This is a genomic window from Allokutzneria sp. A3M-2-11 16 (assembly GCF_024213555.1).
In the GTDB taxonomy this organism is placed as follows: domain Bacteria; phylum Actinomycetota; class Actinomycetes; order Mycobacteriales; family Pseudonocardiaceae; genus Allokutzneria.
This window is the reverse complement of the sequence record NZ_JANAVO010000001.1, coordinates 297,533-321,382: the sequence shown is the minus strand read 5'-3', so window position 1 is coordinate 321,382 and position 23,850 is coordinate 297,533. Positions and strand designations below refer to the sequence as shown.

At 69.3% G+C, this 23,850-nt stretch carries 30 protein-coding genes; 24 read left to right on the top strand and 6 right to left on the bottom strand.

The features are described from left to right. Window positions 1–191: 191 nt before the first annotated feature. On the top strand, window positions 192–1,193 hold the full coding sequence (locus NLX83_RS01615) for a tyrosine recombinase XerC (RefSeq protein WP_254233074.1): 1,002 nt from the start codon (window positions 192–194) through the stop codon (window positions 1,191–1,193). Window positions 1,194–1,533: 340 nt separating this feature from the next. Beyond that, entirely contained in the window at window positions 1,534–2,280 is a 747-nt protein-coding gene (locus NLX83_RS01610; RefSeq protein ID WP_374118753.1) for a FliA/WhiG family RNA polymerase sigma factor, read from the top strand. 25 nt (window positions 2,281–2,305) lie between these two features. Here the strand turns inward: NLX83_RS01610 and NLX83_RS01605 are convergent, their stop codons facing one another. Continuing rightward, on the bottom strand, window positions 2,306–2,842 hold the full coding sequence (locus NLX83_RS01605) for a murein hydrolase activator EnvC family protein (protein WP_254233072.1): 537 nt from the start codon (window positions 2,840–2,842) through the stop codon (window positions 2,306–2,308). A gap of 352 nt (window positions 2,843–3,194) precedes the next feature. On the opposite strand from NLX83_RS01605, the gene rpsB reads away from it, so the two are divergent. The 5 genes from rpsB to NLX83_RS01580 all read left to right on the top strand — a co-directional run bounded on the left by rpsB (window position 3,195) and on the right by NLX83_RS01580 (window position 7,377). Continuing rightward, window positions 3,195–4,034, top strand: a complete 840-nt coding sequence (gene rpsB / locus NLX83_RS01600; RefSeq protein ID WP_254233071.1) for a 30S ribosomal protein S2 — start codon at window positions 3,195–3,197, stop codon at window positions 4,032–4,034. A 108-nt stretch (window positions 4,035–4,142) separates the two neighbouring features. Further along, window positions 4,143–4,958 carry a translation elongation factor Ts gene (gene tsf / locus NLX83_RS01595; protein WP_254233070.1) on the top strand — a complete coding sequence of 272 codons (816 nt, stop codon included), beginning with the start codon at window positions 4,143–4,145 and terminating at the stop codon, window positions 4,956–4,958. A 155-nt stretch (window positions 4,959–5,113) separates the two neighbouring features. Then, window positions 5,114–5,833 carry a UMP kinase gene (pyrH, locus tag NLX83_RS01590; protein WP_254236043.1) on the top strand — a complete coding sequence of 240 codons (720 nt, stop codon included), beginning with the start codon at window positions 5,114–5,116 and terminating at the stop codon, window positions 5,831–5,833. A gap of 71 nt (window positions 5,834–5,904) precedes the next feature. Further along, the gene (gene frr / locus NLX83_RS01585) at window positions 5,905–6,462 is read left to right on the top strand and encodes a ribosome recycling factor (protein WP_254233069.1); all 558 of its coding nucleotides are present in this window, start codon (window positions 5,905–5,907) and stop codon (window positions 6,460–6,462) included. 21 nt (window positions 6,463–6,483) lie between these two features. Continuing rightward, window positions 6,484–7,377: a phosphatidate cytidylyltransferase gene (locus tag NLX83_RS01580; protein ID WP_374118622.1), complete on the top strand. Its 894-nt coding sequence runs from the start codon at window positions 6,484–6,486 to the stop codon at window positions 7,375–7,377. Between the two features lie 6 nt (window positions 7,378–7,383). Here the strand turns inward: NLX83_RS01580 and NLX83_RS01575 are convergent, their stop codons facing one another. Further along, complete coding sequence (locus NLX83_RS01575; RefSeq protein ID WP_254233068.1) at window positions 7,384–8,220, bottom strand: VOC family protein; 837 nt, start codon at window positions 8,218–8,220, stop codon at window positions 7,384–7,386. A 13-nt stretch (window positions 8,221–8,233) separates the two neighbouring features. Between NLX83_RS01575 and NLX83_RS01570 the strand changes: the two genes are divergently transcribed. After that, a complete protein-coding gene (locus NLX83_RS01570) occupies window positions 8,234–8,494 on the top strand; it encodes a hypothetical protein (protein WP_254233067.1) in 261 nt (86 codons plus the stop codon). Between the two features lie 51 nt (window positions 8,495–8,545). Beyond that, a complete protein-coding gene (locus NLX83_RS01565) occupies window positions 8,546–9,292 on the top strand; it encodes a class I SAM-dependent methyltransferase (RefSeq protein ID WP_254233066.1) in 747 nt (248 codons plus the stop codon). Between the two features lie 4 nt (window positions 9,293–9,296). Here the strand turns inward: NLX83_RS01565 and NLX83_RS01560 are convergent, their stop codons facing one another. Next, window positions 9,297–9,995, bottom strand: coding sequence for a PadR family transcriptional regulator (locus NLX83_RS01560; protein WP_254233065.1), 699 nt, complete (start codon window positions 9,993–9,995; stop codon window positions 9,297–9,299). Between the two features lie 157 nt (window positions 9,996–10,152). Between NLX83_RS01560 and NLX83_RS01555 the strand changes: the two genes are divergently transcribed. From NLX83_RS01555 to NLX83_RS01530, 6 genes are all read left to right on the top strand, one after another. Beyond that, a complete protein-coding gene (locus NLX83_RS01555) occupies window positions 10,153–10,317 on the top strand; it encodes a hypothetical protein (RefSeq protein ID WP_254233064.1) in 165 nt (54 codons plus the stop codon). 49 nt (window positions 10,318–10,366) lie between these two features. Further along, entirely contained in the window at window positions 10,367–11,473 is a 1,107-nt protein-coding gene (gene rlmN / locus NLX83_RS01550) for a 23S rRNA (adenine(2503)-C(2))-methyltransferase RlmN (protein ID WP_254233063.1), read from the top strand. Between the two features lie 44 nt (window positions 11,474–11,517). Beyond that, window positions 11,518–11,766, top strand: a complete 249-nt coding sequence (locus NLX83_RS01545) for a CopG family transcriptional regulator (protein WP_254233062.1) — start codon at window positions 11,518–11,520, stop codon at window positions 11,764–11,766. Next, on the top strand, window positions 11,760–12,104 hold the full coding sequence (locus NLX83_RS01540; protein ID WP_254233061.1) for a type II toxin-antitoxin system PemK/MazF family toxin: 345 nt from the start codon (window positions 11,760–11,762) through the stop codon (window positions 12,102–12,104). Before NLX83_RS01545 ends, NLX83_RS01540 begins: the two co-directional genes overlap by 7 nt. 121 nt (window positions 12,105–12,225) lie before the next feature. Then, window positions 12,226–12,471, top strand: a complete 246-nt coding sequence (locus NLX83_RS01535) for a FitA-like ribbon-helix-helix domain-containing protein (protein ID WP_254233060.1) — start codon at window positions 12,226–12,228, stop codon at window positions 12,469–12,471. Continuing rightward, window positions 12,468–12,896 carry a type II toxin-antitoxin system VapC family toxin gene (locus tag NLX83_RS01530; protein WP_254233059.1) on the top strand — a complete coding sequence of 143 codons (429 nt, stop codon included), beginning with the start codon at window positions 12,468–12,470 and terminating at the stop codon, window positions 12,894–12,896. The genes NLX83_RS01535 and NLX83_RS01530 overlap by 4 nt, the downstream gene beginning before the upstream one ends. A 16-nt stretch (window positions 12,897–12,912) precedes the next feature. On the opposite strand, the gene NLX83_RS01525 is transcribed toward NLX83_RS01530, so the two are convergent. Beyond that, entirely contained in the window at window positions 12,913–13,191 is a 279-nt protein-coding gene (locus tag NLX83_RS01525; protein ID WP_254233058.1) for a DUF2631 domain-containing protein, read from the bottom strand. A 115-nt stretch (window positions 13,192–13,306) separates the two neighbouring features. Between NLX83_RS01525 and NLX83_RS01520 the strand changes: the two genes are divergently transcribed. Genes NLX83_RS01520 through NLX83_RS01500 form a run of 5 tightly spaced genes read left to right on the top strand, consistent with a single transcriptional unit; the run spans window position 13,307 to window position 17,527 of the window. Continuing rightward, window positions 13,307–14,494, top strand: a complete 1,188-nt coding sequence (locus tag NLX83_RS01520; RefSeq protein ID WP_254233057.1) for an ABC transporter ATP-binding protein — start codon at window positions 13,307–13,309, stop codon at window positions 14,492–14,494. Then, window positions 14,484–15,626, top strand: coding sequence for a polyamine ABC transporter substrate-binding protein (locus tag NLX83_RS01515; RefSeq protein WP_254233056.1), 1,143 nt, complete (start codon window positions 14,484–14,486; stop codon window positions 15,624–15,626). Before NLX83_RS01520 ends, NLX83_RS01515 begins: the two co-directional genes overlap by 11 nt. Then, window positions 15,623–16,411 carry an ABC transporter permease gene (locus NLX83_RS01510; RefSeq protein ID WP_254233055.1) on the top strand — a complete coding sequence of 263 codons (789 nt, stop codon included), beginning with the start codon at window positions 15,623–15,625 and terminating at the stop codon, window positions 16,409–16,411. Before NLX83_RS01515 ends, NLX83_RS01510 begins: the two co-directional genes overlap by 4 nt. Then, window positions 16,408–17,235: an ABC transporter permease gene (locus NLX83_RS01505; protein WP_254233054.1), complete on the top strand. Its 828-nt coding sequence runs from the start codon at window positions 16,408–16,410 to the stop codon at window positions 17,233–17,235. The genes NLX83_RS01510 and NLX83_RS01505 overlap by 4 nt, the downstream gene beginning before the upstream one ends. After that, entirely contained in the window at window positions 17,216–17,527 is a 312-nt protein-coding gene (locus NLX83_RS01500) for an RNHCP domain-containing protein (protein WP_254233053.1), read from the top strand. The genes NLX83_RS01505 and NLX83_RS01500 overlap by 20 nt, the downstream gene beginning before the upstream one ends. A gap of 9 nt (window positions 17,528–17,536) precedes the next feature. Here the strand turns inward: NLX83_RS01500 and NLX83_RS01495 are convergent, their stop codons facing one another. Both NLX83_RS01495 and NLX83_RS01490 read right to left on the bottom strand, forming a co-directional pair. Continuing rightward, entirely contained in the window at window positions 17,537–18,109 is a 573-nt protein-coding gene (locus NLX83_RS01495; protein ID WP_254233052.1) for an HAD family acid phosphatase, read from the bottom strand. Window positions 18,110–18,283: 174 nt separating this feature from the next. Further along, window positions 18,284–18,553, bottom strand: a complete 270-nt coding sequence (locus tag NLX83_RS01490; RefSeq protein WP_254233051.1) for a GlsB/YeaQ/YmgE family stress response membrane protein — start codon at window positions 18,551–18,553, stop codon at window positions 18,284–18,286. Window positions 18,554–18,767: 214 nt separating this feature from the next. Here NLX83_RS01490 and dxr point away from each other — a divergent pair, with 214 nt between their 5' ends. From dxr to NLX83_RS01470, 4 genes are all read left to right on the top strand, one after another. Continuing rightward, a complete protein-coding gene (dxr, locus tag NLX83_RS01485; RefSeq protein ID WP_254233050.1) occupies window positions 18,768–20,018 on the top strand; it encodes a 1-deoxy-D-xylulose-5-phosphate reductoisomerase in 1,251 nt (416 codons plus the stop codon). Between the two features lie 4 nt (window positions 20,019–20,022). Then, window positions 20,023–21,240 (top strand): M50 family metallopeptidase, encoded by a 1,218-nt coding sequence (locus NLX83_RS01480; RefSeq protein WP_254233049.1) that lies wholly within the window; start codon window positions 20,023–20,025, stop codon window positions 21,238–21,240. 187 nt (window positions 21,241–21,427) lie between these two features. Continuing rightward, window positions 21,428–22,591 carry a flavodoxin-dependent (E)-4-hydroxy-3-methylbut-2-enyl-diphosphate synthase gene (gene ispG, locus NLX83_RS01475; RefSeq protein WP_254233048.1) on the top strand — a complete coding sequence of 388 codons (1,164 nt, stop codon included), beginning with the start codon at window positions 21,428–21,430 and terminating at the stop codon, window positions 22,589–22,591. Window positions 22,592–22,991: 400 nt separating this feature from the next. Continuing rightward, complete coding sequence (locus NLX83_RS01470; protein ID WP_254233047.1) at window positions 22,992–23,822, top strand: GNAT family N-acetyltransferase; 831 nt, start codon at window positions 22,992–22,994, stop codon at window positions 23,820–23,822. The last annotated feature ends 28 nt before the right edge of the window (window positions 23,823–23,850 follow it).

The window sequence follows — 23,850 nt, the reverse complement described above, 5'->3', positions numbered from 1 at the left end:
GGACGCTTGCTCAGCCGGGCTACCCCCGGACGAGTGGTTGCCTGCGTCCACCTGTCGGTCAAGTGGTTGGCGTAGTCGCGCCTGGCCCCTACGGTGACCATGTGGCTGCCGTTGTCCCGACCCGTGAGGGCGCTGATCCACTCGGATCAGTGCGGCGGTCGTTCCGTTCCGGGACGCGGCGGTAGGACGCCATGGACGCCCTCACCCACCGTCGGCCGTCCCGCGTCGACCTGATCCGACTCCGCACCGAGCTGCCCGATGCGCTGGGCAGGGTGCTCGACGACTTCGAACGGCACCTCGCGAGCGAACGCGGACTGTCGCGGAACACCGTGCGCGCCTACGTCGGTGACGTGGTCTCGCTGTTGGGCCACCTCGTTCACGGCGGAGCAGGCGATGGCGGCGATGAGCGCGCCGGGGCGGACCGGCTCGACGCGCTCGACCTGACGGTGCTGCGCTCGTGGCTGGCCGCGCAGCGTTCCTCCGGTACCGGTCGCACGACGCTGGCCAGGCGGTCGGCCTCCGCGAGGGCCTTCACCGCGTGGGCCGTGCGCGGCGGGCTCATGGCCGCCGACCCCGGCGAGCGCCTGGCGTCGCCGCGGGCGCACCGGGCACTGCCGGTGGTGCTCCGGGCGGAGCAGGCGGAGCAGGCGATGCGGGCGTCGGCGTCCGGCGCCGAACAGGACGATCCGCTGGCTCTCCGTGACCACGCGCTGGTCGAGTTGTTGTACGCGAGCGGCATCCGAGTCTCCGAACTGTGCGGCCTCGACGTCGGCGACGTGGATCACTCGCGGCGGGTCGTACGGGTGCTCGGCAAGGGCGACAAGGAGCGCGCCGTGCCCTACGGGGTGCCCGCGCAGAAGGCGCTCGACGACTGGCTGAACAAGGGCAGACCACTTCTGGCGAAAGGGGAATCACCAGCGGCTTTGTTTCTCGGAGCGCGTGGGCGGCGGCTGGATCCGCGCACCGCGCGGCGAGTCGTGCACGACGTGGTCGGCGCCGTCCCCGGTGCGGCGGACATGGGGCCGCACGGCCTGCGCCACACGGCGGCCACGCATTTGCTGGAAGGCGGAGCCGACCTCCGCAGCGTCCAGGAACTGCTCGGTCACGCTACGCTCGCAACAACGCAGCTTTACACCCACGTCACCGTCGAACGGCTGAAGGCGATCCATGACCGAACCCACCCCCGTTCCTAACGCTGCCGGGGGAGGGTCCCGCACGGCGACTGTGCCCACGACGTCCACGTCGCAGCAGGGCCAGCGGCGTCCTGCGCGGACCTATCACGGCTCCGACAGGGACGGCGAGACCGGCCGGACCCCTTCAGCGGCAACGGCTTCCGGCGTGCCCGCGCAGAGCGAGCCGTCCCCCGCCGGTGCGGTCGACGCCGTCTCCAGCAGCGACACCTCCGGCAGCCCAGCTTCCAGTAGCCCAGCCTCTGGCAGCCGGGTCGCGAAGGGCAGTGCGCGCGGCACGGGTACGGCTGCCGCGGCCTCCTCCAGCACGGAGCTCCGCAGCGCCGACGAGGTCGAAGCCGGGATCGTGGCGCTCTGGCGCGCCTACGGTGGGAGCCGGGCGCAGCCGCTGCGGGATCGCCTCGTGCTGCACTACGCGCCGCTGGTCAAGTACGTCGCCGGCCGCGTCGGCACCGGCCTGCCGTCCTACGTCGACGTGGCGGACCTGGTGCAGTCGGGCATCTTCGGCCTGGTCGACGCGATCGAGAAGTTCGAGCCCGAACGCGGCCTGAAGTTCGAGACCTACGCGATGCAGCGCATCCGCGGCGCGATCCTGGACGACCTGCGCGCCCAGGACTGGGTGCCGCGTTCGGTGCGTAGCCGGGCGCGGGACGTCGAGCGCGCCATCGAGCGACTGGAGGCCAGGCTGCAGCGCTCCGCGACCGACGCCGAGCTGTCCGAGGAACTCGGCATCACGATCGGCGACCTGCGCGATCTCTACGCGCAGCTCCAGCTCACCTCCGTCGTCGCACTGGACGAGCTGATCGCGGCGGGCCGGGGCAGCGCCTCGCTCGCCGAGACGCTGCCGGACGACCGCGCCGAGGACCCTGTCGCCTCGCTGGTCGACCAGGACGGCAAGCGGCAGCTCGCCGACGCCATCGCGCAGCTTTCCGAGCGCGACCGCGTCGTGGTCACGCTGTACTACTTCGAGAACCTGACCCTGGCGGAGATCGGCAAGGTACTCGGGGTGACCGAGTCCCGCGTCTGCCAGCTGCACACCCGCGCCGTTCTGCGGCTGCGCACCAAGCTTTCCGAGCAGTCCGACGGTTAGCACTGCCTGGCGCGGTTAGCACTGCCTAGCGCTGCCCGCGGTCTCCGTTCCACGGCAGCAGCCGGAGCGCCGGACGCCGGAGCAGCCGAAGCGGGTCGAGGTAGTCCTCGCCGCGCCGCACGCCCCAGTGCAGGCACGCGGGTGGACCCCGGCAGCCCGCGTGACCGGGCTGGAGCGCGCCGATCACCGCGCCGCGCGCGATGCCCGAACCCGTGGTGACCGCGGGCGTCAGTGGTTCATAGGTGGTCCGCAGTCCGTTGGGGTGGTCGATCGACACCACGCCGTGCCCGGCCACCTGACCAGCGAACGCGACCGTGCCGTCCCCGGCCGCGAGCACCGGTTGCTCGGGCGTTCCGGCCAGGTCCGCGCCGCGATGGCCCGGGCCGTAGCGATGCGGTGGCCGCTCGAAGTGGCGGACCACGACCGGCGTTCCAGCCAGCGGCCAGCCGAAGCGGGACGACGGCGACACCACCGTCCGCACGGGTGGCGACAGGAGGGTCGGTGTGGCCGCCGGGAGGAGCAGGAAGGCCGCCAGCAGCAGGGGCGTGAGGTGCGGGGACATGGCTCCACTGTCGCCCGGGGGGAAGGGTGGTGACGGCCGGAAAGGCCGGGGTTGTGGACAAACTGGGTGGTTGTGGACAACTCAGGCGCACCCGGTGGACCGAGTTGTCGGTGGCCGGGCGGTGGCGAGTACACTCGGCTCGCGGTCTGTGCTGCACAGATCGACTTCGCGTGCTACTGCGGGTCCCGATTCACCGGGGCGCGGCGCCCGGGGGTCTGAGGGGGTCGGTTTCCTCCCGCTCAGTCCGGGTGACGGCAGGGCACCAGGGCGGTGACCAGCCCGGTCCCCGCGACAACCCACCCGCGCGTGGGGCAAGGCCCGACGCGCTGATCACATGAGGTGTGAACCGGCCATGGCCGTCGTCACCATGAAGCAGCTGCTCGACAGCGGCGTGCACTTCGGACACCAGACCCGTCGCTGGAACCCGAAGATGAAGCGCTACATCCTGACCGAGCGCAACGGCATCTACATCATCGACCTGCAGCAGACGCTGACCTACATCGACCGTGCCTTCGAGTTCATCAAGGAGACGGTGGCGCACGGCGGCACCATCCTGTTCGTCGGCACCAAGAAGCAGGCTCAGGAGGCCATCTCCGAGCAGGCGCTGCGCGTCGGTATGCCGTTCGTCAACCAGCGCTGGCTGGGCGGCATGCTCACCAACTTCACCACCGTGCACAAGCGCCTCCAGCGCCTCAAGGAGCTGGAGTCCATGGAGCAGACCGGTGGCTTCCAGGGTCGCACCAAGAAGGAAATCCTCATGCTCACGCGTGAGAAGGACAAGCTGGAGAAGACCCTCGGCGGTATCCGCGACATGCAGAAGGTGCCCAGCGCCGTCTGGATCGTGGACACCAAGAAGGAGCACATCGCCGTCGGCGAGGCGCGCAAGCTGAACATCCCGGTCGTGGCGATCCTCGACACCAACTGCGACCCGGACGAGGTCGACTTCCCGATCCCGGGCAACGACGACGCGATCCGCTCCGCCGCGCTGCTGACCCGCGTGGTCGCCGACGGTGTCGCCGAGGGCCTGATGTCCCGCTCCGGCCGCAACACCGCCGCCGCCGAGGGCGCTGACAAGCCTGAGGCCGGTGTCGCCAGCGAGGAGCCGCTCGCCGAGTGGGAGCAGGAGCTGCTGACCCCGGCCACCGCGGACGCCGGTGCCTCCGCGGGCGGCGGCGACTCCGCCCAGTCCTGACCCGAACGCGTCCCGCCCGCCCGTGCGGCGGGCGGGACGCGCGGTCGGACCACCCGAGCACAAGAGCCCACCCCTCCTCGTAGGCGAACAAGGACGGAACACAGCACCATGGGGAACTACACCGCGGCCGACGTCAAGCGGCTTCGCGAGCTGACCGGGTCCGGAATGATGGACTGCAAGAAGGCGCTTGAGGAGTCGGCAGGCGACTTCGACAAGGCCGTCGAGCTGCTGCGCATCAAGGGCGCCAAGGACGTGGGCAAGCGCGCCGAGCGCACCACCGCCAACGGCCTGGTCGCCGCTGACGGCGGCGTCATGGTCGAGCTGCGCTGCGAGACCGACTTCGTCGCCAAGAACGACGCCTTCCAGGAGCTGGCGAACAAGATCGTCGCCGTCGCCAAGGCCAACAAGCCGGCCGACGTCGCGGCCCTCAAGGGCCTCGACCTCGACGGCCGGACCGTCGACGCGGCCGTCCAGGAGCTCTCCGCCAAGATCGGCGAGAAGCTGGAGCTGCACCGGGTCGTCGTCTTCGAGGGCGTCGTCAGCACCTACCTGCACCGCCGTTCCTCCGACCTGCCGCCCGCCGTGGGCGTGCTGGTCGAGTTCACCGGCGAGGGCGAGGAGGTGGCCCGCGGCACCGCGCTGCAGATCGCCGCGATGAAGCCGCGCTACGTCACCCGCGAGGAGGTGCCCTCCGACCTCGTCGCCCACGAGCGCGAGATCGCGGAGAAGACCGCCCGCGAGGAGGGCAAGCCGGAGCAGGCGCTGCCGAAGATCGTCGAGGGTCGTCTCAACGGCTTCTTCAAGGACGTCGTGCTGCTGGAGCAGTCCTCCGTGCAGGACTCCAAGAAGACCGTGAAGGCCCTGCTGTCGGACGCGGGCGTGACCGTCACCCGGTTCGCGCGCTTCGAGGTCGGCCAGAACTGAGTTCCACCGGGGGCGGGGTTGCTGCGCGCGTCACGCCGCGGCGGCCCCGCCCTTGGCACGTGTGCCGCCTGTGCCGCTGAAAGCCGTGACACCGAAAGACCACGACCCCGCCGCGGCGGGACGCGAGGAGGACTGACGTGAGCTCCGACGACGGGATGCTGCACCCGCCTTACAAGAGGGTGCTGCTCAAGCTCGGCGGCGAGATGTTCGGCGGAGGCTCCGTCGGTGTCGACCCCGACGTCGTGGAAACCGTCGCCACCCAGATCGCCGACGTGGTCCGCACCGGCGTGCAGATGGCCGTGGTCATCGGCGGCGGCAACTTCTTCCGCGGCGCGGAGCTCCAGCAGCGCGGCATGGAACGCGACCGGGCCGACTACATGGCCATGCTCGGCACGGTGATGAACTGCCTGGCGCTGCAGGACTTCCTGGAGAAGCTCGGCATCGACACCCGGGTGCAGACCGCCATCACGATGGGCCAGGTCGCCGAGCCCTACATCCCGCGCAAGGCCGAGCGGCACCTGGAGAAGGGCCGCGTGGTCATCTTCGGTGCCGGGGTCGGCATGCCGTACTTCTCCACCGACACCGCCGCCGCGCAGCGCGCGCTGGAGATCGGCTGCGAGGTCGTGCTGATGGCCAAGGGCGTCGACGGCGTGTACACGGCCGACCCCAAGAAGGACGCGCGCGCCGAGCGCTTCGACCAGATCTCCCACCAGGAGGTCCTGGTCCGGGGCCTCGAGGTCGCCGACGCAACGGCGTTCAGCCTCTGCAAGGACAACGCCATGCCGATCCTGGTCTTCAACCTCTTGGTGGAGGGCAACATCGCGCGCGCGGTGCGTGGTGAGAAGATCGGCACGCTGGTGAGCACCCCCGCCTAGCCGGTACCGGCGTGAGAGGTGCTGGTACCCACACCAGCCCGCTCCATCGGCACGCACACTAAGGAGAAGCCGTGATCGACGAGACTCTCTTCGACGCCGAGGAGAAGATGGACAAGGCGGTGACGGTCGCCAAGGAGCAGCTCCAGTCGGTGCGCACCGGCCGGGCGACCCCCTCCATGTTCTCGCGCATCCACATCGAGTACTACGGGGCGCCGACGCCGCTGAACCAGATGGCCAGCGTCAACGTTCCCGAGGCCAGGATGGCGGTCATCAAGCCCTACGACGCCGGCCAGCTCAACGCCATCGAGAAGGCGATCCGGGACTCCGACCTCGGGGTGAACCCGACCAACGACGGCACGGTGATCCGCGTGATCATCCCGCAGCTGTCCGAGGAGCGCCGCAAGGAGATGGTGAAGGTCGCCAAGACCAAGGGCGAGGACGCCAAGATCTCCATCCGCAACATCCGCCGCAAGGCCAAGGAGGAGCTCGACCGCATCGTCAAGGACGGTGAGGCCGGCGAGGACGACGGCACCCGCGCGGAGAAGGAACTCCAGGACCTCACCGACAAGTACGTCGGCCAGGTCGAGGTGCTGGTCAAGCACAAGGAAGCCGAGCTGCTCGAGGTATGACCCACTCCTGTCTCCCCCACCGTGTCGGCCGGGGATCGTGAGAGCACGTCCGGCGCGTCGGGTGGCGCGCCGGACGGTGGCTTCGACTCCGACAAGCCCGCGTCCCGGGCCGGGCGCAACCTGGGTGCCGCGATCGGCGTCGGGGTCGCCCTCGGCGCGGTCATCCTGCTCACCCTGCTGACCTACCGGCACTCGTTCCTCGCGGTGATCGCCGCCGCGGTCGCGGTGGCCACCTGGGAGCTGGCGGGCGCGCTCAAGCGCAGCCGCGGCATCGAGGTGGCGCTGCTGCCGGTGCTCATCGGCGGCCAGGCGATGCTGTGGTTGTCCTGGCCCTTCGGCAGGGACGGCGTGCTGGCCTCGTTCGTGGTGACGATCCTGGTCTGCCTGCTGTGGCGTTTCCGGGGTGGCCAGGACGGCTTCGTCCGCGACGTCACCGCCTCGGTGTTCACCGCCGCGTACGTGCCGTTGTTCGCCGCGTTCGCGGCGATGCTGGTGCTGCCGGAGGACGGCGTCGGCCGGGTGATCGCGTTCATCCTCGGCGTGGTGGCCTCCGACACCGGCGGTTACGCGGCCGGGGTGTTCTTCGGCAGGCACCCGATGGCGCCGCGGATCAGCCCGAAGAAGTCCTGGGAGGGCTTCGCCGGATCGCTGCTGGCCGGCATGGTCGCGGGCGCGCTGAGCCTGACCCTGCTGTTGGACGGCCAGTGGTGGCAGGGCGTGCTCTTCGGCATCGCGCTGGTGATCACGGCGACCGCCGGTGACCTGGCGGAGTCCTTGATCAAGCGGGACCTCGGGATCAAGGACATGGGCACGCTGCTGCCCGGCCACGGCGGACTGATGGACCGGATGGACTCGCTGTTGCCCTCCGCCGTGGTCTCGTGGCTGCTGCTCAGCCTGTTCGTCGCGGTGCCCTAGTCGACGTCAGTCGTCGAAGCGCTCGTCGTAGTACCGCACGATCGCCCGCCTGGACGGGTCGATCACCGAGAACGTCGCGCCGCCCGGATCGCGGAGCACCGCGGTCCGGCCGTACGGCGAGTCGAACGGGTCCACCTCGATCGCGCCGTCCAGCATCAGCGCGCGGTCGGCGGTGACGTCCGTGCCGACGCGGGGACTGACGTTGAAGTAGATCATCCAGTGCGGCGGGACCTCGGCCGGGTAGTCGCGCCCCATCGCGAGCCTGCCGAGGTACGGCTTCCCCTGCAGCCACCAGGTCGTGTAGTCGAACCGCTTCCCGTCGCCGACCTGGCGCGGGTGGAAGGCGAACAGCGTCGCGAAGAACGAGTCCGCCCGGTGCGCGAGGTGGGTGTTCAGGTCGGCCCAGCCGAAGGTGCCCGGCCTGCGCGTGACGAAGCGCCACGGGCGCGTCGGCTGCCAGAAGCCCACCCGCGCGCCGCTGGGATCGTCGAGCATCAGCAGGGAACCGTGGCCCTCTATGTCCAGCGGCCCGTAGTGCACCTTCCCGCCGAGCCTGCGCACCCGGGCGCGCGCGGTCTCGATGCGCCGCATCCGGAGGTAGAGGCTCCACGTTGGATAGTCGCTGAGCCGGTTCGGCAGCGCGTGCAGTCCCGCCACCGGCTGGCCGTCGAGCATCGCGAAGGTGTAGTCGCCGATCGCGGGATGGTGCTCGGTCTCGAACTCCCAGCCGAACAGTTCCGCGTAGAAGTCCTTGCTGGCTTCGAGATCGCGTGTCGAGACGTCCACCCAGGACGGCGTTCCACTGACCGGATCATGAGCGCTGTGTGGCATCGGGCTGACCACGGCGACCTCCTGGGTGAGCAGGCAGGATCGGCTATTGATCAACGGTACGCCGGAAAAATCCCAACACGGTGCGTCCATTCGGGCGGGATTGCGACACGACTGTCTCAATTGGCCGGTCCGGCAGGCGGGCCTGGAGCCGCTCGGCGTGCCCGGCCGCGAGCCGCGCGAGCCGTTTCCACCGGCGTATCCCGGCTGTTCGCCTGGCGAACCGCTCTCGGGCGGCGCGTTCCTCGGCCTCGCGCCGGTGCAGGGCGAGGAAGGTGATTTCGGGTAGGTGCACGGCTGTGCTCGCTCTCTCGTGATGGAACTCGCTTACGGTTGAGGGGTGCGGAACTACGTGCGCGCCGCGCTCGCCGGGGTGCGCCCGGCGGCGGTGGTGCCCAGCCCCAACATCTGGAACTGGCCCGAGGTCTACGAGATCGAGAACCGGGCGCAGGACCACGGCGGGGTGGTCTGGCGCGCGTTGCGCGAGGACTGCCCCTTCGCGGGACTGGACGTCGTGGATGTCGGCTGCGGGGACGGGTTCCACCTGCCGGAGTTCGCCGCGAGCGCGCGCGGGGTCGTCGGGGTGGAGCCGCATCGGCCGTTGCTGCGCAGGGCGAGGCAGCGGATCGCCGGACTGACCAATGTGGAGCTTCGGCACGGCTCGGCCGAGCGGCTCCCCCTCGCCGACAACAGCGTCGACGTCGTGCACGCGCGGACGGCGTACTTCTTCGGCCCCGGCTGTGAACGCGGGATGGCCGAGGCGGATCGCGTGCTGCGACCCGGCGGAGCGCTGGTGATCGTCGACCTGGACGCCACGAGCGCGCCTTATGGGACGTGGCTGCGCGAGGACCTGCCCGGCTACGACTCCAACGAGATCGAGGAGTTCTTCACCGCACAGGGTTTCTCGTGCCGGGCGCTGGAGACGCTGTGGCGCTTCCAGGACCGGGAGAGCCTGGCGGCGGTGCTGCGGATCGAGTTCTCCCCGTCCGTCGCGGAACGGGCGATCGCGCAGACCACCGGGCTCACGTTGCCGGTCGGCTACCGCATGAGGCTGCGGCGCAAGCCGAGCGGGTTGCTGGTGCCGTGAGCGTTCAGTCCTCGTCGAGGCCGGTGCCGTGCTCGGCGAGCAGCGTGTAGATCTGCCGCCGGGCCTCCTTCAAGATGGCCAGCAGCCGGGCCTGTTCCTCGGCGGGAATGGCGTAGGCCGCCTGCTGGACAGCCATCGTGAACTGTTCGTAGGCCTCGCGCAGCTGCTGCTCCGCCGGGCTGGCGGGGTTGGTGAGCCCGCCCCACAGCTCCTCGGTGTCGATCTTCTCCGCCTCGGTGCGGCCCGCCTCGGTGAGCGTGTGCAGCCTGCGTCCTTCCGCCTCCTCGGTGCTGACGAATCCCTCGTCGGTGAGCAGCTGGAGGGTGGGGTAGACCGATCCCGGGCTGGGCTTCCACGCGCCCTCGGAGCGCTCGGCGATCTCCTGGATCATCTCGTAGCCGTGCATGGGGCGTTCGATGAGCAGTGCGAGCAGTGCCGCGCGCACGTTGCCCCTGCGCCGCCTGCCGCCCGGGCCGCCACGGTGTCCTCCGCCGCGGCCGCGTTCCCAGCCGGGGCCTGCGCCCCAACCCGGGCCCCCGCCCCAGCCGGGTGGCTGCGGCGGGGCGGGCGGGAACGGCGGGGGACCACCGAAGGGACCGCGGCCGGGCTGGAATCCGTAGCCGCCCCGGGCCTGCGGGGCGAAGCCGAAGTGCTGGTGCTGCGGGCCCCAACCGGGGCCGAAGTGGTCGTTGTGCGGGTGCATGAGGTTCCTCCTCGGTCGGCGCTGACGAGTTAACGATATATCGCTGACGTATCGCGATGCAACGCCGAATATCGGCGGCCTGGCGGATCGCTGCTCCGAATGGAGTAGTAACATTGTTGATCTTGTGTCCGTTTTGTCCCCTGAACAGGAGAAGGCAATGCGTCTGAGCAGCATCGGAATGGCCCTGAGCGTCTGCGCGCTCGCCGCCGCCCCGGTCGTGGAGATCAACGAGTCCCTGGTCGAGATCGAGGACGTCACGGTCGACGTGCACCCCGGCGAACTGACCTCGCTGCTGATCGACCAGCCGCCGAGGGGGGCCTGACCGGCGGCGTGCCCGGAGCCCGGCCCGGACGTGGGACAATCGGCCCGCTATGACTTCACTACCTCTCGTCTTCGACGCGCCCAAGCGCGGCCTGCCGCCGCGTCATCTGGTGGACCTCAGCCCCGCCGAGCGGCAGGAGGCCGTCGTCGCGCTGGGGGAGAAGCCGTTCCGGGCGAAGCAGCTGGCCAACCACTACTTCAGCCGCCTCACGGTCGATCCGGCCGAGATGACCGACATCCCGGCCGCGGCGCGGGACAGGCTGGTCGGCGACCTGATGCCGCCGCTGTTCACCGAGCTGCGCAAGGTGACCTGCGACGACGGCACCACGCGGAAGAGCCTGCTGCGGGCGCACGACGGCACGTTGATCGAGAGCGTGCTGATGCGCTACCCGGGCCGGGCCACGCTGTGCATCTCCAGCCAGGCCGGGTGCGGGATGGCCTGCCCGTTCTGCGCGACCGGGCAGGGCGGGCTCCAGCGCAACCTCTCCACCGCCGAGATCGTGGAGCAGGTCCGCCTCGGCGCCGCCGCGATGCGCGACGGCGAACTGCCCGGCGGGCCGGGGCGCCTGTCCAACATCGTGTTCATGGGCATGGGCGAGCCGCTGGCGAACTACAAGCGGGTGATCGACGCGGTGCGGCGGATCTGTGATCCGGTGCCGAACGGTCTGGGGATTTCGCAGCGGTCGGTGACGGTGTCGACGGTGGGATTGGTGCCCGCGATCCGCAAGCTCACCGAGGAGGGCTTGCAGGTTCGGCTCGCGGTGTCGCTGCACACGCCGGACGACGAGCTGCGGGACACGTTGGTGCCGGTGAACAGCCGGTGGAAGGTCGCCGAGGTCCTCGACGCGGCGCGGGCTTATGCGGATCGGACCGGTCGGCGGGTGTCGATCGAGTACGCGTTGATCCGCGACATCAATGACCACGGGTGGCGAGCGGATCTGCTCGGCCGGGTGCTGCGCAAGCACCTGGGGCAGTTCGCGCACGTCAACCTGATCCCGTTGAACCCGACGCCGGGGTCGAAGTGGGACGCGTCGCCGAAGCACGTGCAGGAGGACTTCGTGCGCCGTGTCGAGGCGCAGGGGGTGGCGTGCACGGTGCGGGACACGCGTGGTCAGGAGATCGCCGCGGCCTGCGGCCAGCTCGCCGCCGAAGGCTGATGGGCGACTGGAAACAGCGGTAATACCCGGTTATACTTTATCGTATGAAAACGGCGATCTCTGTTCCTGACGAGACGTTCGCGCAGGTGGAGCGTAGTGCGAAGTGTCTGGGTGTCACGCGCTCGGAATTCTATGTGCGTGCGGCACGCTACTACCTGGAGCACCTGGAGCAAGAGTCTCTGACCAACGAGATCAACGCGGCCCTTGAGATCATCGGTGACGATGATGACTCCGCTGCTGCGGCTGTTGGCGCAGGTCGGCGTGTGCTGGCGCAGGTGGACGACGAGTGGTGATCGAACGGGGCGGCATCCACTGGGCCGATCTTGGCGAGGTGGATGGCTCAAAGCCGGCCAAGCGGCGCCCGGTGCTGGTCGTGCAGGCCAATCCTTACAACGCGAGCCGGCTGGCGACCGTGCTCGTAGCGGTCCTCACGTCAAACACAAGGTTGGCCACCGCGCCAGGGAACGTCTTTCTGCCTGCGTCCGTGACAGGGCTGCCGCGGGACTCGGTGGCAAACGTGACCGCGTTGGTGACCCTCGACAAGAGTGACCTGACTGGGCGAGCAGGCGAGGTTCCGATGAGCTTGATGCGGGACGTGGACGCGGGGCTGCGCCGAGTACTCGGACTCTGACTCCGGGGCCGAAGTGGGGTGCTCCGGTTGAGCAGATCGCTCGGCGCGTGTATCGCGAGTCGGCCCGACCCCTGCCGATGAGTGCTAGCATTGACTGCACTGACAGCGTGGGAGGTGGGCGATGGCGACCTTGACGATCCGCGACTTCGACGAGGAGCTGAAGGCCAGGCTTCGGGTCCGGGCGGCTGAACACGGTCGTTCGATGGAAGCCGAGGTGCGCGCGATCCTCGCCTCCGTGCTGGTCAAATCCGAGCCCGGGCCGGGGATGGGGTCGAGGATCCGGCAGCGGTTCGACGGCGTGGACGACCTGTCGTTCGAGCCTCCGCAGCGCGTGGAGCAGGCACGAGCCGCGGAGTTCCCTGAGTGATCGTCCTCGACACCAACGTCGTCTCCGAACTGATGCGGCAAGTTCCGGACGACACCGTGGTTCGCTGGGTCGATCGCTATCCGGCCGACGAAGTCTTCATCACGGCGGTGACGGTTGCCGAACTCGTGTACGGAGTCGCTCGGCTACCGGGCGGCCACCGCAAGACCGTGCTCGCGGCCAAGGTCTTCGAGCTGCTGACAGAGGATCTGCAAGGCCAAGTCCTGCCGTTCGACGGTGCCTCCGCCGAGTACTACGGCGAGATCGTGGCAGCGCGCGAGCGGCAAGGACGCCCGATCAGCATGGCCGACGCTCAGATAGCCGCGGTGTGCAGGCGTTTCACGGCGTGCCTCGCGACGCGCAACACCAAGGACTTCGTCGGTACCGGCATCTCGTTGCTCGACCCGTGGGACGCGGCGACGACCTGAAATACCGGGCTGGGAGTCAGCGGCGCCAGGAGGTGCGGCGGCGGACCTTGTCCAGCAGCAGCACGCCGACCATGCCGGAGCCCAGGACGATCAGCCAGACGTCCTCGTTCCAGCCCCTGTGGTTGCCGATCAGCATGATGAACATGATCGCGGCGCAGATCCAGCCGGCGGCCCGGGTGGCGCGAGGGAACTCGCCGTGCCAGCCCCACGCCTCCGAGGGCTCCGCGTGCGGGTCGGTGGCGTGGTGGGCGTGCGCGTCGTGCTTCTCCAGCTCAGCGGACTGCTGGGTCGCCACGATTACCTCCCGGGTGATGGTTGGAGCGGCGTTATCGTCGCACATCCGCCCCGTGTGATCCCCGCCGGAGTGGTCTTCCCGACCCGCCCCGCGGCCTCCTCTAGGCTCACCGGGAGTGACCGTCCAGCCGTCGACGGGGTTCCGCCCGGCCGAGCAGCGAACCCCGGATCTCCACGCCCCGGTCGAGGTCGGCATCCACGAGGTGCGCAAGAGCTTCCACGACCAGGTCGCGGTGGACTCCGTGTCGCTGCGCGTGCACGAGGGCGAGTTCTTCTCCGTGCTCGGCCCGTCGGGATGCGGCAAGACCACGTTGCTGCGCATGATCGCGGGCTTCGACGACCCGGACAGCGGGCGCATCGAGCTGGACGGCGTGGACATGGTTGGAGTGCCGCCCTACCGCCGCGACGTGAACACGGTCTTCCAGTCCTACGCGTTGTTCCCGCACCTCAGCGTGCGCGACAACGTGGCATATGGCCTGCGCCGCAAGAAGGTCAGGGGCGCTGAGCTGCGGCGGCGGGTGGCGGAGCACCTGGAGCTGGTGCAGCTCGGCCGCTTCGCGGACCGCCGTCCCGGCCAGCTCTCCGGTGGGCAGCAACAGCGGGTCGCGATCGCGCGGGCGCTGGCGTGCGAGCCGAGGCTGCTCCTGCTCGACGAGCCGCTCGGCGCGCTCGACGCCCAGTTGCGCAAGCAGGTGCAGATCGAGCTGATGCGCATCCAGCGCGAGGTCGGCACGACCTTCCTCTACGTCACCCACGACCAGGAAGAAGCGTTGGTGCTGTCACACCGGGTCGCCGTGATGAACGCGGGGCGGCTGGAGCAGGTCGGCTACCCGGAGGACGTCTACGAGCGGCCCGCGACGCGGTTCGTCGCCGGGTTCATCGGCACCTCGAACATCCTCGACGGGCAGGTGTCCGGAGTGGATGGTCAGTGGGTCGAGCTGTCCGCGCACGGCGTGCACCGCCTGCGCTCCGCGTTGCCCGAGGGGCGGACCGTGCGCGCGGGGGAGAAGGTCGCCGTGACGGTGCGGCCGGAGAAGCTGCACCTGCACGAGCGCGAGGACGAGGTGCCGACCGGCTGGTGCGCGCTGAACGGGACCGTGGCCGACGTGGTCTACACGGGTGTTTCCACGCAGTACGTCGTCGAGCTACCCGGTGGTGGATCGATGGTTGCCTTCGTGCAGAACGCTCGTAGGGTTTCCGACGCGGGTACCCCCGGGCAGCCGGTGTGCATGGCCTGGGACCCGGAGTTCACGGTGCTTCTTGACGAGAGTCTCGTCGACGAGGAGAACAACGATGTCCGGTAGCGTCCGCGTCGCGCGGTTGTGGGACGGCAAGCGGTCGAACAGGCGGACCATGTTGCGCTCCATGGCTTTCTTCGCGATCGCGGCGCACGGGCTGGCCGCCTGCGGGATCTCGGAGGCCCCGCAGGGCGACCCGGGTAGGCCGGGCGGGCGCGCGGTCAACCGGGTCGACGAGTCCAGGCTGAACTTCTACAACTGGACCGACTACATCGCCCCGGACACGATCAGCAGCTTCCAGGCGGCGACCGGGATCAAGCTCACCTACGACAACTTCAGCTCCAACGACGAGATGGAGGCGAAGATCGCCTCCGGCGCCGCGGGCTACGACCTCGTGGTGCCCAGCGACAACTTCCTGCGCAGGTTCGTGCGCGGAGGGCTGGTGCGGGAGCTGGACCGCGACCTCATCCCGAACCTGGTCAACCTGGAGCGCCGCTTCGTCGAGGCCGACTACGACCCCGGCAACCGCCATTCCGTGCCGTGGGCGTGGGGCACGACCGGCCTGGCCTACTCGAAGACCGCGCTCGGCGACCGGGTCACCGGCTTCTCCGCGTTCGACCTGGCCGAGGCGCAGGGCCGTGGCATGGTGCTCGACGAGGCGCGCGACGCTCTGGCCATAGGGCTGCTCGCGCTCGGGCACGACCCGAACACCGGCGACGCGGGTCAGATCGACGACGCCACGCGGTACCTGCTGAACCTCAAGAAGAAGCTCGGGCAGATCAGCTCCGACGTGATCGAGCCGTTGACCTCCGGGCAGATGGTGCTGGCACAGGCGTTCTCCGGCGACGCCTTCCAGGCGCGCAGGGCGAACCCGGCCATCGCCTACACCATTCCCCGGGAGGGCGGTCTGTCCTATGTGGACCTCCTGTGCATCCCGAAGGACGCGCCGCACGCGCTGAACGCGCACCGGTTCATCGACCACATCCTGCGGCCCGACGTGGGGGCCGCGTTGTCCAACGCGGTGCGCTACGGCAGCCCGAACGCGGCCGCGAAACCGTTCATCGACAAGGACCTCCTCAGCGACCCGCTGGTCTACCCGAGCGCGGAGGTCCTCGCGCGGCTGCCGTTCATCAAGGACCTGGGGCGCGAGGTGGAGGCGCGCTACGCGGACGCGTGGACAAAGGTGAAAACAGGGTGAGATCTGCCCTGCGCCGGGCGCTCATGCTCGGTCCCGCCAGCGTGTGGCTGGCCCTGTTCTTCCTTGCTCCCATGGCACTCGTGGCGCAGTACAGCTTCGCCACCAGGGAACTCGGTGTCCTCCGAGTGGTGCTGCCGTGGACGACGCAGGCGTACCGGAGCGTGCTCGATCCGGCGTTCCTGCCGATCTTCGGGCGCACGGTGCTCTACGCGGGGCTGACCACGGTGATCTGCCTGATGCTCGGATTCCCGTTGGCGTGGTTCATCGCGCGCCACAGCGGCCGGTGGCGGTCGGTGCTGATCGCGGCCGTGCTGATCCCGTTCTGGTCCAGTTTCCTCGCGCGCATCTACGCGTGGAAGGCGCTGCTGGACGACAGCGGTTTCCTGTTCACCGACGGTGCCGTGGTCCTCGGGCTGAGCTACGGCTTTTTACCGTTCATGGTGTTGCCGCTGTACGTCGCCTGTGAGCGCATGGACTACCGGCAGGTCGAAGCGTCCTACGACCTCGGACACGGTCGGTTGTCCACGTTTTGGCACGTAGTGCTCCCCGGGGTCGCACCGGGAGTTCTCGCAGGCTCGTTGCTAGTGTTCGTGCCCGCTGCCGGTGACTTCGTGACACCGAAGCTGCTCGGCGGTGTCGACCAGTCCACCTTCGGCAGCGTTATCGACGACCAGTTCCGTGGCGGCAACAACTGGCCGTTGGGTTCGGCGATGGCCGTAGTGCTGCTGGGGCTCGTCGCGATCGTCCTTGTAGCGCGCGGAAAGCGTGGAGAGGACGTGCTGTGAAACGACGTCCTTGGAAGCTCGCTGTTGTCGTAGTGCTGGTCTACGCGTTCCTGTACTTGCCGATCGCGTGGCTGGCTTTGGTGTCGTTCAACTCGTCGCGGTCGGTCAGTGAATTCACCGGGTTCTCGTTGCAGTGGTACGCCGAGCTGCTCGATGACGAGCGTGTCTTACAAGCACTGGATCTGACGCTGCGGCTCGCGTTGACGAGCGCGGTCGTATGCGCGGTGATTGGCACGCTCGCAGCTTTCGGACTGCGACGGGCGTTCCGCGGCCGGTCGGCTTGGGCGTTGGTCCTGACACTGCCGATGGTGGTGCCGGAAGTCGTGATGGGCGTGAGCCTGCTGGCGTTCTGCGTCAAGCTCGCCGGGATTCCCCTGGGCTTCTGGGCGTTGCTCGTGGCGCACGTGTCGTTCTCGATGAGTTTCGTGGTCGTCGTGGTCCGCGCCCGGCTGAGTGGCATGGGCCCGTGCCTTGAAGAGGCAGCGGCAGACCTGGGCGCCGGTCCGTTCACCGCGTTCCGCACGGTGACATGGCCACTGGTGCTGCCCGCGGTGGCCGCGGGTGCGGCGTTCGCGTTCCTGCTGTCCTTCGACGACGTGGTGACCTCGAACTATCTTGGTGGGGTCGGATCGACCACGTTGCCGGTGTACGTCTACGGGCAGGCCAGCAAGCGCGGGGTGTCGCCGGAGATCGTCGCGCTGTCCACCGGGATGGTCGCGGTCAGCGCGGTCCTGCTCGTGGCGGGCGTGGCGATCGCGAGCAGGCGGGCGCGTCGCGCCTCGTCGTCCGTCGTGGAGGTGGTCGGTGTTCCGCAGGGTGGTTGAGGACTTCGAGTGCGGCAACTGCGGCCGCGCGGTCCGCGGCAACGGCTACACCAACCACTGCCCGCGCTGCCTGTGGTCGCGCCACGTCGACGAGGAGCCGGGGGACCGGGCGGCGGAGTGCGGCGGGCTGATGCGCCCGGTGCACGCGTTCCTCAAAGGCCAGAAGACGCGGATCGTGCACGAGTGCGCGAAGTGCGAGGAGCGCAAGAACGTCAACTCCGTGGCGGCGGACGACCGCGATGAGATCCTCAGGCTCATGGCGGCGTCCGCGCGCGACCTCACGGGGTTCTGAGCAGCGGGTTCAGTCCAGGGCGCCGTTGTAGTCGGGCAGCTTGAACGTGCGCTCGGCGTGGCCGCCCGCCAGGTCCCAGGTGTTGTTGCCGACGTTGGCGACGATCTTGTAGCCCTTGGCCTCGACCGCCTTGCGCGCGTCGGTCTTGACCTTCTCGGTCGGCTCGAAGTTGAACCACGGCCGCAGGTAGAGCCCGTCGACGGGGTAGTCGACGTCCACCAGGTTGGCCTTGGTCGGCAGGCCGAGCGCCTCGGGGCGGTTGGTGATGAAGAAGACCGCCGCGCCCTTGGACTTGGCCAGCAGCACGGCCTTGAGCATCGACCTGATCGCCGGGGTGGTCAGCTGCGGGTGGTAGGCCGTCTCCAGCGTGGTGTTGTCGATGTCGAGGGTGATCGCCGTCTTCTCGCCGGTGTTGGTCAGCCGCGAGGTCAGGTAGGTCTCCAGCTGTTTGGCGATCACGCCGACGTCGGAGATCCAGGTCTCGTACGACGGCTTCGCCGCGGGCGCGGCGACCGCCGCCGAAGGGGCCGCGACGCCCAAGGCCGCCGCCACGAACGCCGCGGTCACCAGTCGTGCCCTCATGCTGTTGCTCCTCTCGCCCCGGGCAAGGGATCCCACGCAGGTCATGGGGACCGGGGGTCAGGAGCACAGGATGTCGGTGATCAAGCCGCGCGAGAATCCTCCGAACGGACGGGCCACCTGGACAGGGAACGGGGCCGTCGGCAGGCAGCCGACGGCCCCGTTCGGGTCGATGGGTCAGGCGTGGGAACGGCGGTTTCCGACGATGAGCCGGTAGATGGCGAGCACGATCACGGCGCCGAGGATCGCCAGCAGCCACGAACTGAGGCTGAAGAACGAGTCGACGTCGGCGTTGAACAGCGTGCGGCCGATCCAGCCACCCAGCACGCCACCCACGATGCCCAGCAGCATCGTGACGATGATGCCGCCCGGGTCCTTCCCCGGCATGATCGCCTTCGCCAGAGCACCGGCGATCAGGCCAAGCACGATCCAAGCGATGAAGCCCATGGGGTGTACCCCTTCCTGCCACGACGCGACGCGCCGTACCTGCGCAGTTGCCGTTCGTCCCTGCTCTCCACAGAGGTGCCCCAGTCCTGATGATCTCACGCGGATGTTATGACTCCGTGACCTAGCATGGCCCGATCGGGGATGCGACACCATGGTCATGATCCCGCCGCCGGGCGCCCCGCGCCCCGCGGCCCGAGTCCCACGATCGGGGAGAATGGCCGTTATGACTGCTTCCGGCGCTGGTCAGCGCTCTGTGCTTGTGCTCGGTTCGACCGGCTCGATCGGGACGCAGGCGCTCGACGTCGTCCGCGCCGCGCCCGCCCTGTTCCGGGTCGCCGGCATCGCGGCGGGCGGGGGCGACCCGGCGACCGTCGCCGCGCAGGCGCTGGAGTTCGGCGTCGAGGCCATCGCGCTGAGCAGGGCGAGCGCCACCGAGGACCTCCAGCTCGCGCTGTACGCGGAGGCGCAGCGGCGCGGGTTCGAGCGCGGCGAGTTCCGGCTGCCCAGGGTGCTCGTGGGACCCGAGGCCGTCCGCGAGCTGATCGCGAGCACGCCGGTGGACATGGTGCTCAACGCGCTGCCCGGCTCGATGGGCCTGGTCCCGACGCTGGACGCGCTCGCGACCGGATCGACCCTGGCGCTGGCCAACAAGGAATCGCTGATCGCGGGCGGTCCGCTGGTGCTCAAGGCGGCGAAGCCGGGTCAGATCGTGCCGGTGGACTCCGAGCACTCCGCGCTCGCGCAGTGCCTGCGGGGCGGGCGGGCCGAGGAGGTGGACCGGCTGGTGGTGACCGCCTCCGGCGGGCCGTTCCGGGGTCGCCGCCGCGAGGAGCTGACCGAGGTCACCGTGGCCCAGGCGATGAACCACCCGACGTGGGCGATGGGCCGGGTGATCACGATCAACTCCGCCACCCTGGTCAACAAGGGGCTGGAGCTGATCGAGGCGAAGCTGCTCTACGACCTGCCCTACGAGCGCATCGACGTGGTCGTGCACCCGCAGTCGATCATCCACTCGATGGTCACCTTCGTCGACGGCTCGACCCTGGCCCAGGCCAGCCCGCCGGACATGCGGCTGCCGATCGCGCTGGCGCTGAACTGGCCGAACCGGGTGGCCGGGGCGGCGCGGCCGTGCGTGTTCGACACCGCGGCCTCGTGGACCTTCGAGCCGGTCGACGACGAGACCTTCCCGGCGGTGCGGCTGGCCCGCCAGTCCGGGATGGCGGGCGGATGCGTGCCCGCCGTGTACAACGCGGCGAACGAGGAGGCGGTCGAGGCGTTCCTCGCCGGCCGCGCCTCGTTCCTCTCGATCGTGGACACCGTGCAGCGCGTTGTGGACGAGGCCGACCAGTGGCGCGCGGAACCGTCTACGGTGGACGAGGTGCTGGCCGCGGAGCAGTGGGCCAGGGCTCGGGCTCAGGAGCTGGTGGGCGCGGTGAGCGGCCCAGCCACCGCTGGAAGGAACTAGAGACGTGTCGTTCGTTTTCGGCGTGGTGCTCTTCGCACTCGCCATCGGGGTGTCCATCGCCCTGCACGAGTTCGGTCACCTGCTGACCGCGAAGATGTTCGGGATGAAGGCCACCGAGTACTTCATCGGGTTCGGGCCGCGGATCTTCTCCTTCCGGAAGGGGGAGACCGAGTACGGGCTCAAGGCCATCCCCGCGGGCGGCTACGTGCGCATCATCGGCATGACCGCGCTGGAGGAGGTCGATCCGGCCGACCAGAAGCGCGCCTTCTACAACCAGAAGGTGTGGAAGCGCGTCGTCGTGCTCAGCGCGGGATCGGTCATGCACTTCATCATCGGGGTGCTGGTCGTCTACCTCATGGCCGTCTCCACGGGTATGCCCAACCTGGAGAACAAGCCGATCGTCGGCGAGGTGAGCCAGTGCGTCCCCGCGGCGCAGGACACCAAGACCACCAAGCTCGTCCCGTGCGCCCCCGGTGACAAGGCCCCCGCGCTCGCGGCCGGTCTGCAGAAGGGCGACCGCATCCTCAGCGTCGCGGGCAAGGCCACCCCGGCCTACGCCGACGTCCTCAACACGACTCGCGCGGCCAGCGGCCCGACGCCGTTCGTCGTCGACCGCGCGGGCCAGCAGCTGACGCTGACCATCGACGTCGCCCAGGTGCGCCGGATGCCGCTGGGCGCCAAGGCGGGTGACGACCGCCTGGAGACCGTCGGCGCGGTCGGCCTCGCCAACGCGGGCACCATCTCCTACGGCGCGTTCTCCGCCGTCGGGCCGACCTTCGAGTTCACCGGGCTGCTGTTCCAGAACGCCTGGGAAGGGCTGAAGAAGCTGCCGGAGAAGGTCCCGGTCGTGGTGAAGGCGATCTTCGGGGACGACAACCCGGAGCGCCCGGTCAGCGTCGTCGGCGCCAGCATCATGGGCGGGGACGCGGTCGAGCGCGGCCTGTGGGAGGTCTTCCTCATCCTGCTCGCGATGCTCAACCTGTTCATCGGTGTGTTCAACCTGCTGCCCCTGCTGCCGCTGGACGGCGGGCACATCGCGGTGAATCTTTATGAAAAGGCCCGTAACTCGATCCGGCGAATGCGTGGTCGCCCGATCGGGGCGCCGGTCGACTACACCAGGCTGCTTCCGCTCACCTACGTGATGATTTTCCTCGGTGGTGCGCTGATGCTGCTGACCATCACCGCTGATGTGGTGAACCCGCTGCGCCTGGGTGGCCAGTAGCGAACTACCGAATGTGAGCGGCGCCGCGGCCATTGTTTTTCGGGCCTTGTGGCGCCGCTCACATTTGTTGTATGGATTCCGGGCGCACCCCCGGCGTTTCCACCCGGCTCCTCGGGGCCCGTACAGTGGAAGGCGGCAGTGGTGCTCTCGCCTCGCACGAAGATCCTCATCCCGGGAGTTGAAATACATGTCCGTTGACGGTGTGATGCTCGGAATGCCGGGCCTGCCCGCCCCGGTGCTCGGAGCGCGGCGCAAGACCCGTCAGCTCAAGGTCGGCTCCGTCGGCGTCGGCAGCGACTCGCCCGTCTCGATCCAGTCGATGACCACCACCCTGACCTCCGACGTCAACTCGACGCTGCAGCAGATCGCCGAGCTCACCGCGTCCGGCTGCGACATCGTGCGCGTGGCCTGCCCGTCCCAGGACGACGCGGACGCGCTCCCGGCCATCGCGAAGAAGTCGCAGATTCCCGTCATCGCCGACATTCATTTCCAGCCGAAATACGTTTTCGCCGCGATCGAGGCCGGTTGTGCGGCTGTTCGGGTGAATCCCGGAAACATTCGCAAGTTCGACGACAAGGTCGGCGAGATCGCGAAGGCGGCGAAGGACCACGGAACTCCGATCCGCATCGGTGTGAACGCCGGTTCGCTCGATCCGCGACTGCTGCAGAAATACGGCAAGGCCACCCCGGAGGCGCTGGTCGAGTCCGCGCTGTGGGAGGCGTCGCTGTTCGCCGAGCACGACTTCCACGACATCAAGATCTCGGTCAAGCACAACGACCCGGTGGTCATGGTGCGCGCGTACGAGCTGCTGGCCGAGCAGTGCGACTACCCGCTGCACCTCGGCGTGACCGAGGCGGGCCCCGCGTTCCAGGGCACCATCAAGTCGGCGGTGGCCTTCGGCGCGCTGCTGGCCAAGGGCATCGGCGACACGATCCGGGTCTCGCTGTCCGCGCCGCCGGTCGAGGAGATCAAGGTCGGCACCCAGATCCTGCAGTCGCTGAACCTGCGCCCGCGCAAGCTGGAGATCGTCTCCTGCCCGTCCTGCGGTCGTGCCCAGGTCGACGTCTACACGCTGGCCGAGCAGGTCACCGCCGGGCTCGAGGGCATGGAGGTGCCGCTGCGCGTCGCGGTCATGGGCTGCGTCGTCAACGGTCCCGGCGAGGCGCGCGAGGCCGACCTCGGCGTCGCCTCCGGCAACGGCAAGGGCCAGATCTTCGTGAAGGGCGAGGTCATCAAGACCGTGCCCGAGCACAAGATCGTGGAGACCCTGATCGAGGAGGCCATGCGCATCGCCGAGGAGATGGAGGACGCCGGCGAGCCCTCAGGCGCTCCCGTCGTCAGCGTCTCCTGACCTCGCCTGGTGGTTCCGGCGTCTTCAAGACCCCCCAACCCCCGGTGTTGATCACCGCTAACGACGGCGAACCCCGCGGCACGCTCCGCGGGGTTCGCCGTTTTCTCCCCCTCCCCGGGAGACGCATGCCCTGAACGACCCGTTCAGCGCGCGGCGAACGGCCCTCAATGACTCATTCAGTGCGTTGGTGGCCCTGAATGAGTCATTGAGGGCGTTCAAGTACCCCAATGACTCATTCAGGTGGTAAACGCCGGTGGGTTGGGGGTTGTTGGGGACGGTGGCGGGTGGGGTCGGGGGTACTTGAAGATCCGCCTACGCGCAGTGATTGGAGTAGCTGCGGATACGGCCAACCGGGGGGCAACCGGCGCGCGTTCGGCCCGGGGTCTGGCAGTCTTGGGGAGTGCTGAAGCTTGCCGGGGCTCGGCTGCTCGACGAAGGCGATCTTCGGGCGGTGCGTGCCGTTCTGGACGCCGATCCCGTCGCGTCGTGCATGGTCTCCTCGCGTGTCGAGGTCGCGGGCACCGATCCGTGGCGGCTCGGCGGTGAACTCTGGGGCTTCGGCCGGGACGGGATGTGCTTCTCCGGCGCGAACCTGGTGCCGCTCGCGGGCGGTCCCGCCGCGCTGCGCGCCTTCGCCGACCGGGCGCTGCGCCGTCGCCGCGCGTGCTCCTCGCTGGTGGGCCCGGCCGAACAGGTCCTCGGGCTCTGGCAGGAGCTGGAGCCGGAGTGGGGCTCCGCCCGCGAGATCCGCGCCGACCAACCGCTGATGGCGTTGGTCGGCCCGCCGACGGTGCGGCCCGACCCCCTGGTGCGCCCGGTGCGGCCGGACGAGCTGGACCGCTACCTGCCCGCGGCGATCGCGATGTTCGTCGAGGAAGTCGGCATCGACCCCCGTGCCGAGGACGGCGGTGTCGGCTACCGCGCCCGCGTCGCCGAACTGGTCGCAGCGGGGCGCGCGTTCGCCCGCTTCGAGGACGGCGAGGTCGTCTTCAAGGCCGAGATCGGCGCGATGTCGGCCAGGGTCGGCCAGATCCAGGGCGTCTGGGTGCGACCGGAACGCCGTGGTCAGGGCCTCGGTGCTGCGGGCACCGCCGCCGTCGCCGACCGGCTCGTGCGCGGGCTCGGCCGGGTGGCCAGCCTCTACGTCAACGGCTACAACGCGCCCGCCCGCGCGGCGTACGCCAGCATCGGCTTCAACCAGGTCGGGCAGTTCAGCACCGTGCTGTTCTAGAACGTGGCGGGGCGCGCTGGCACACTGT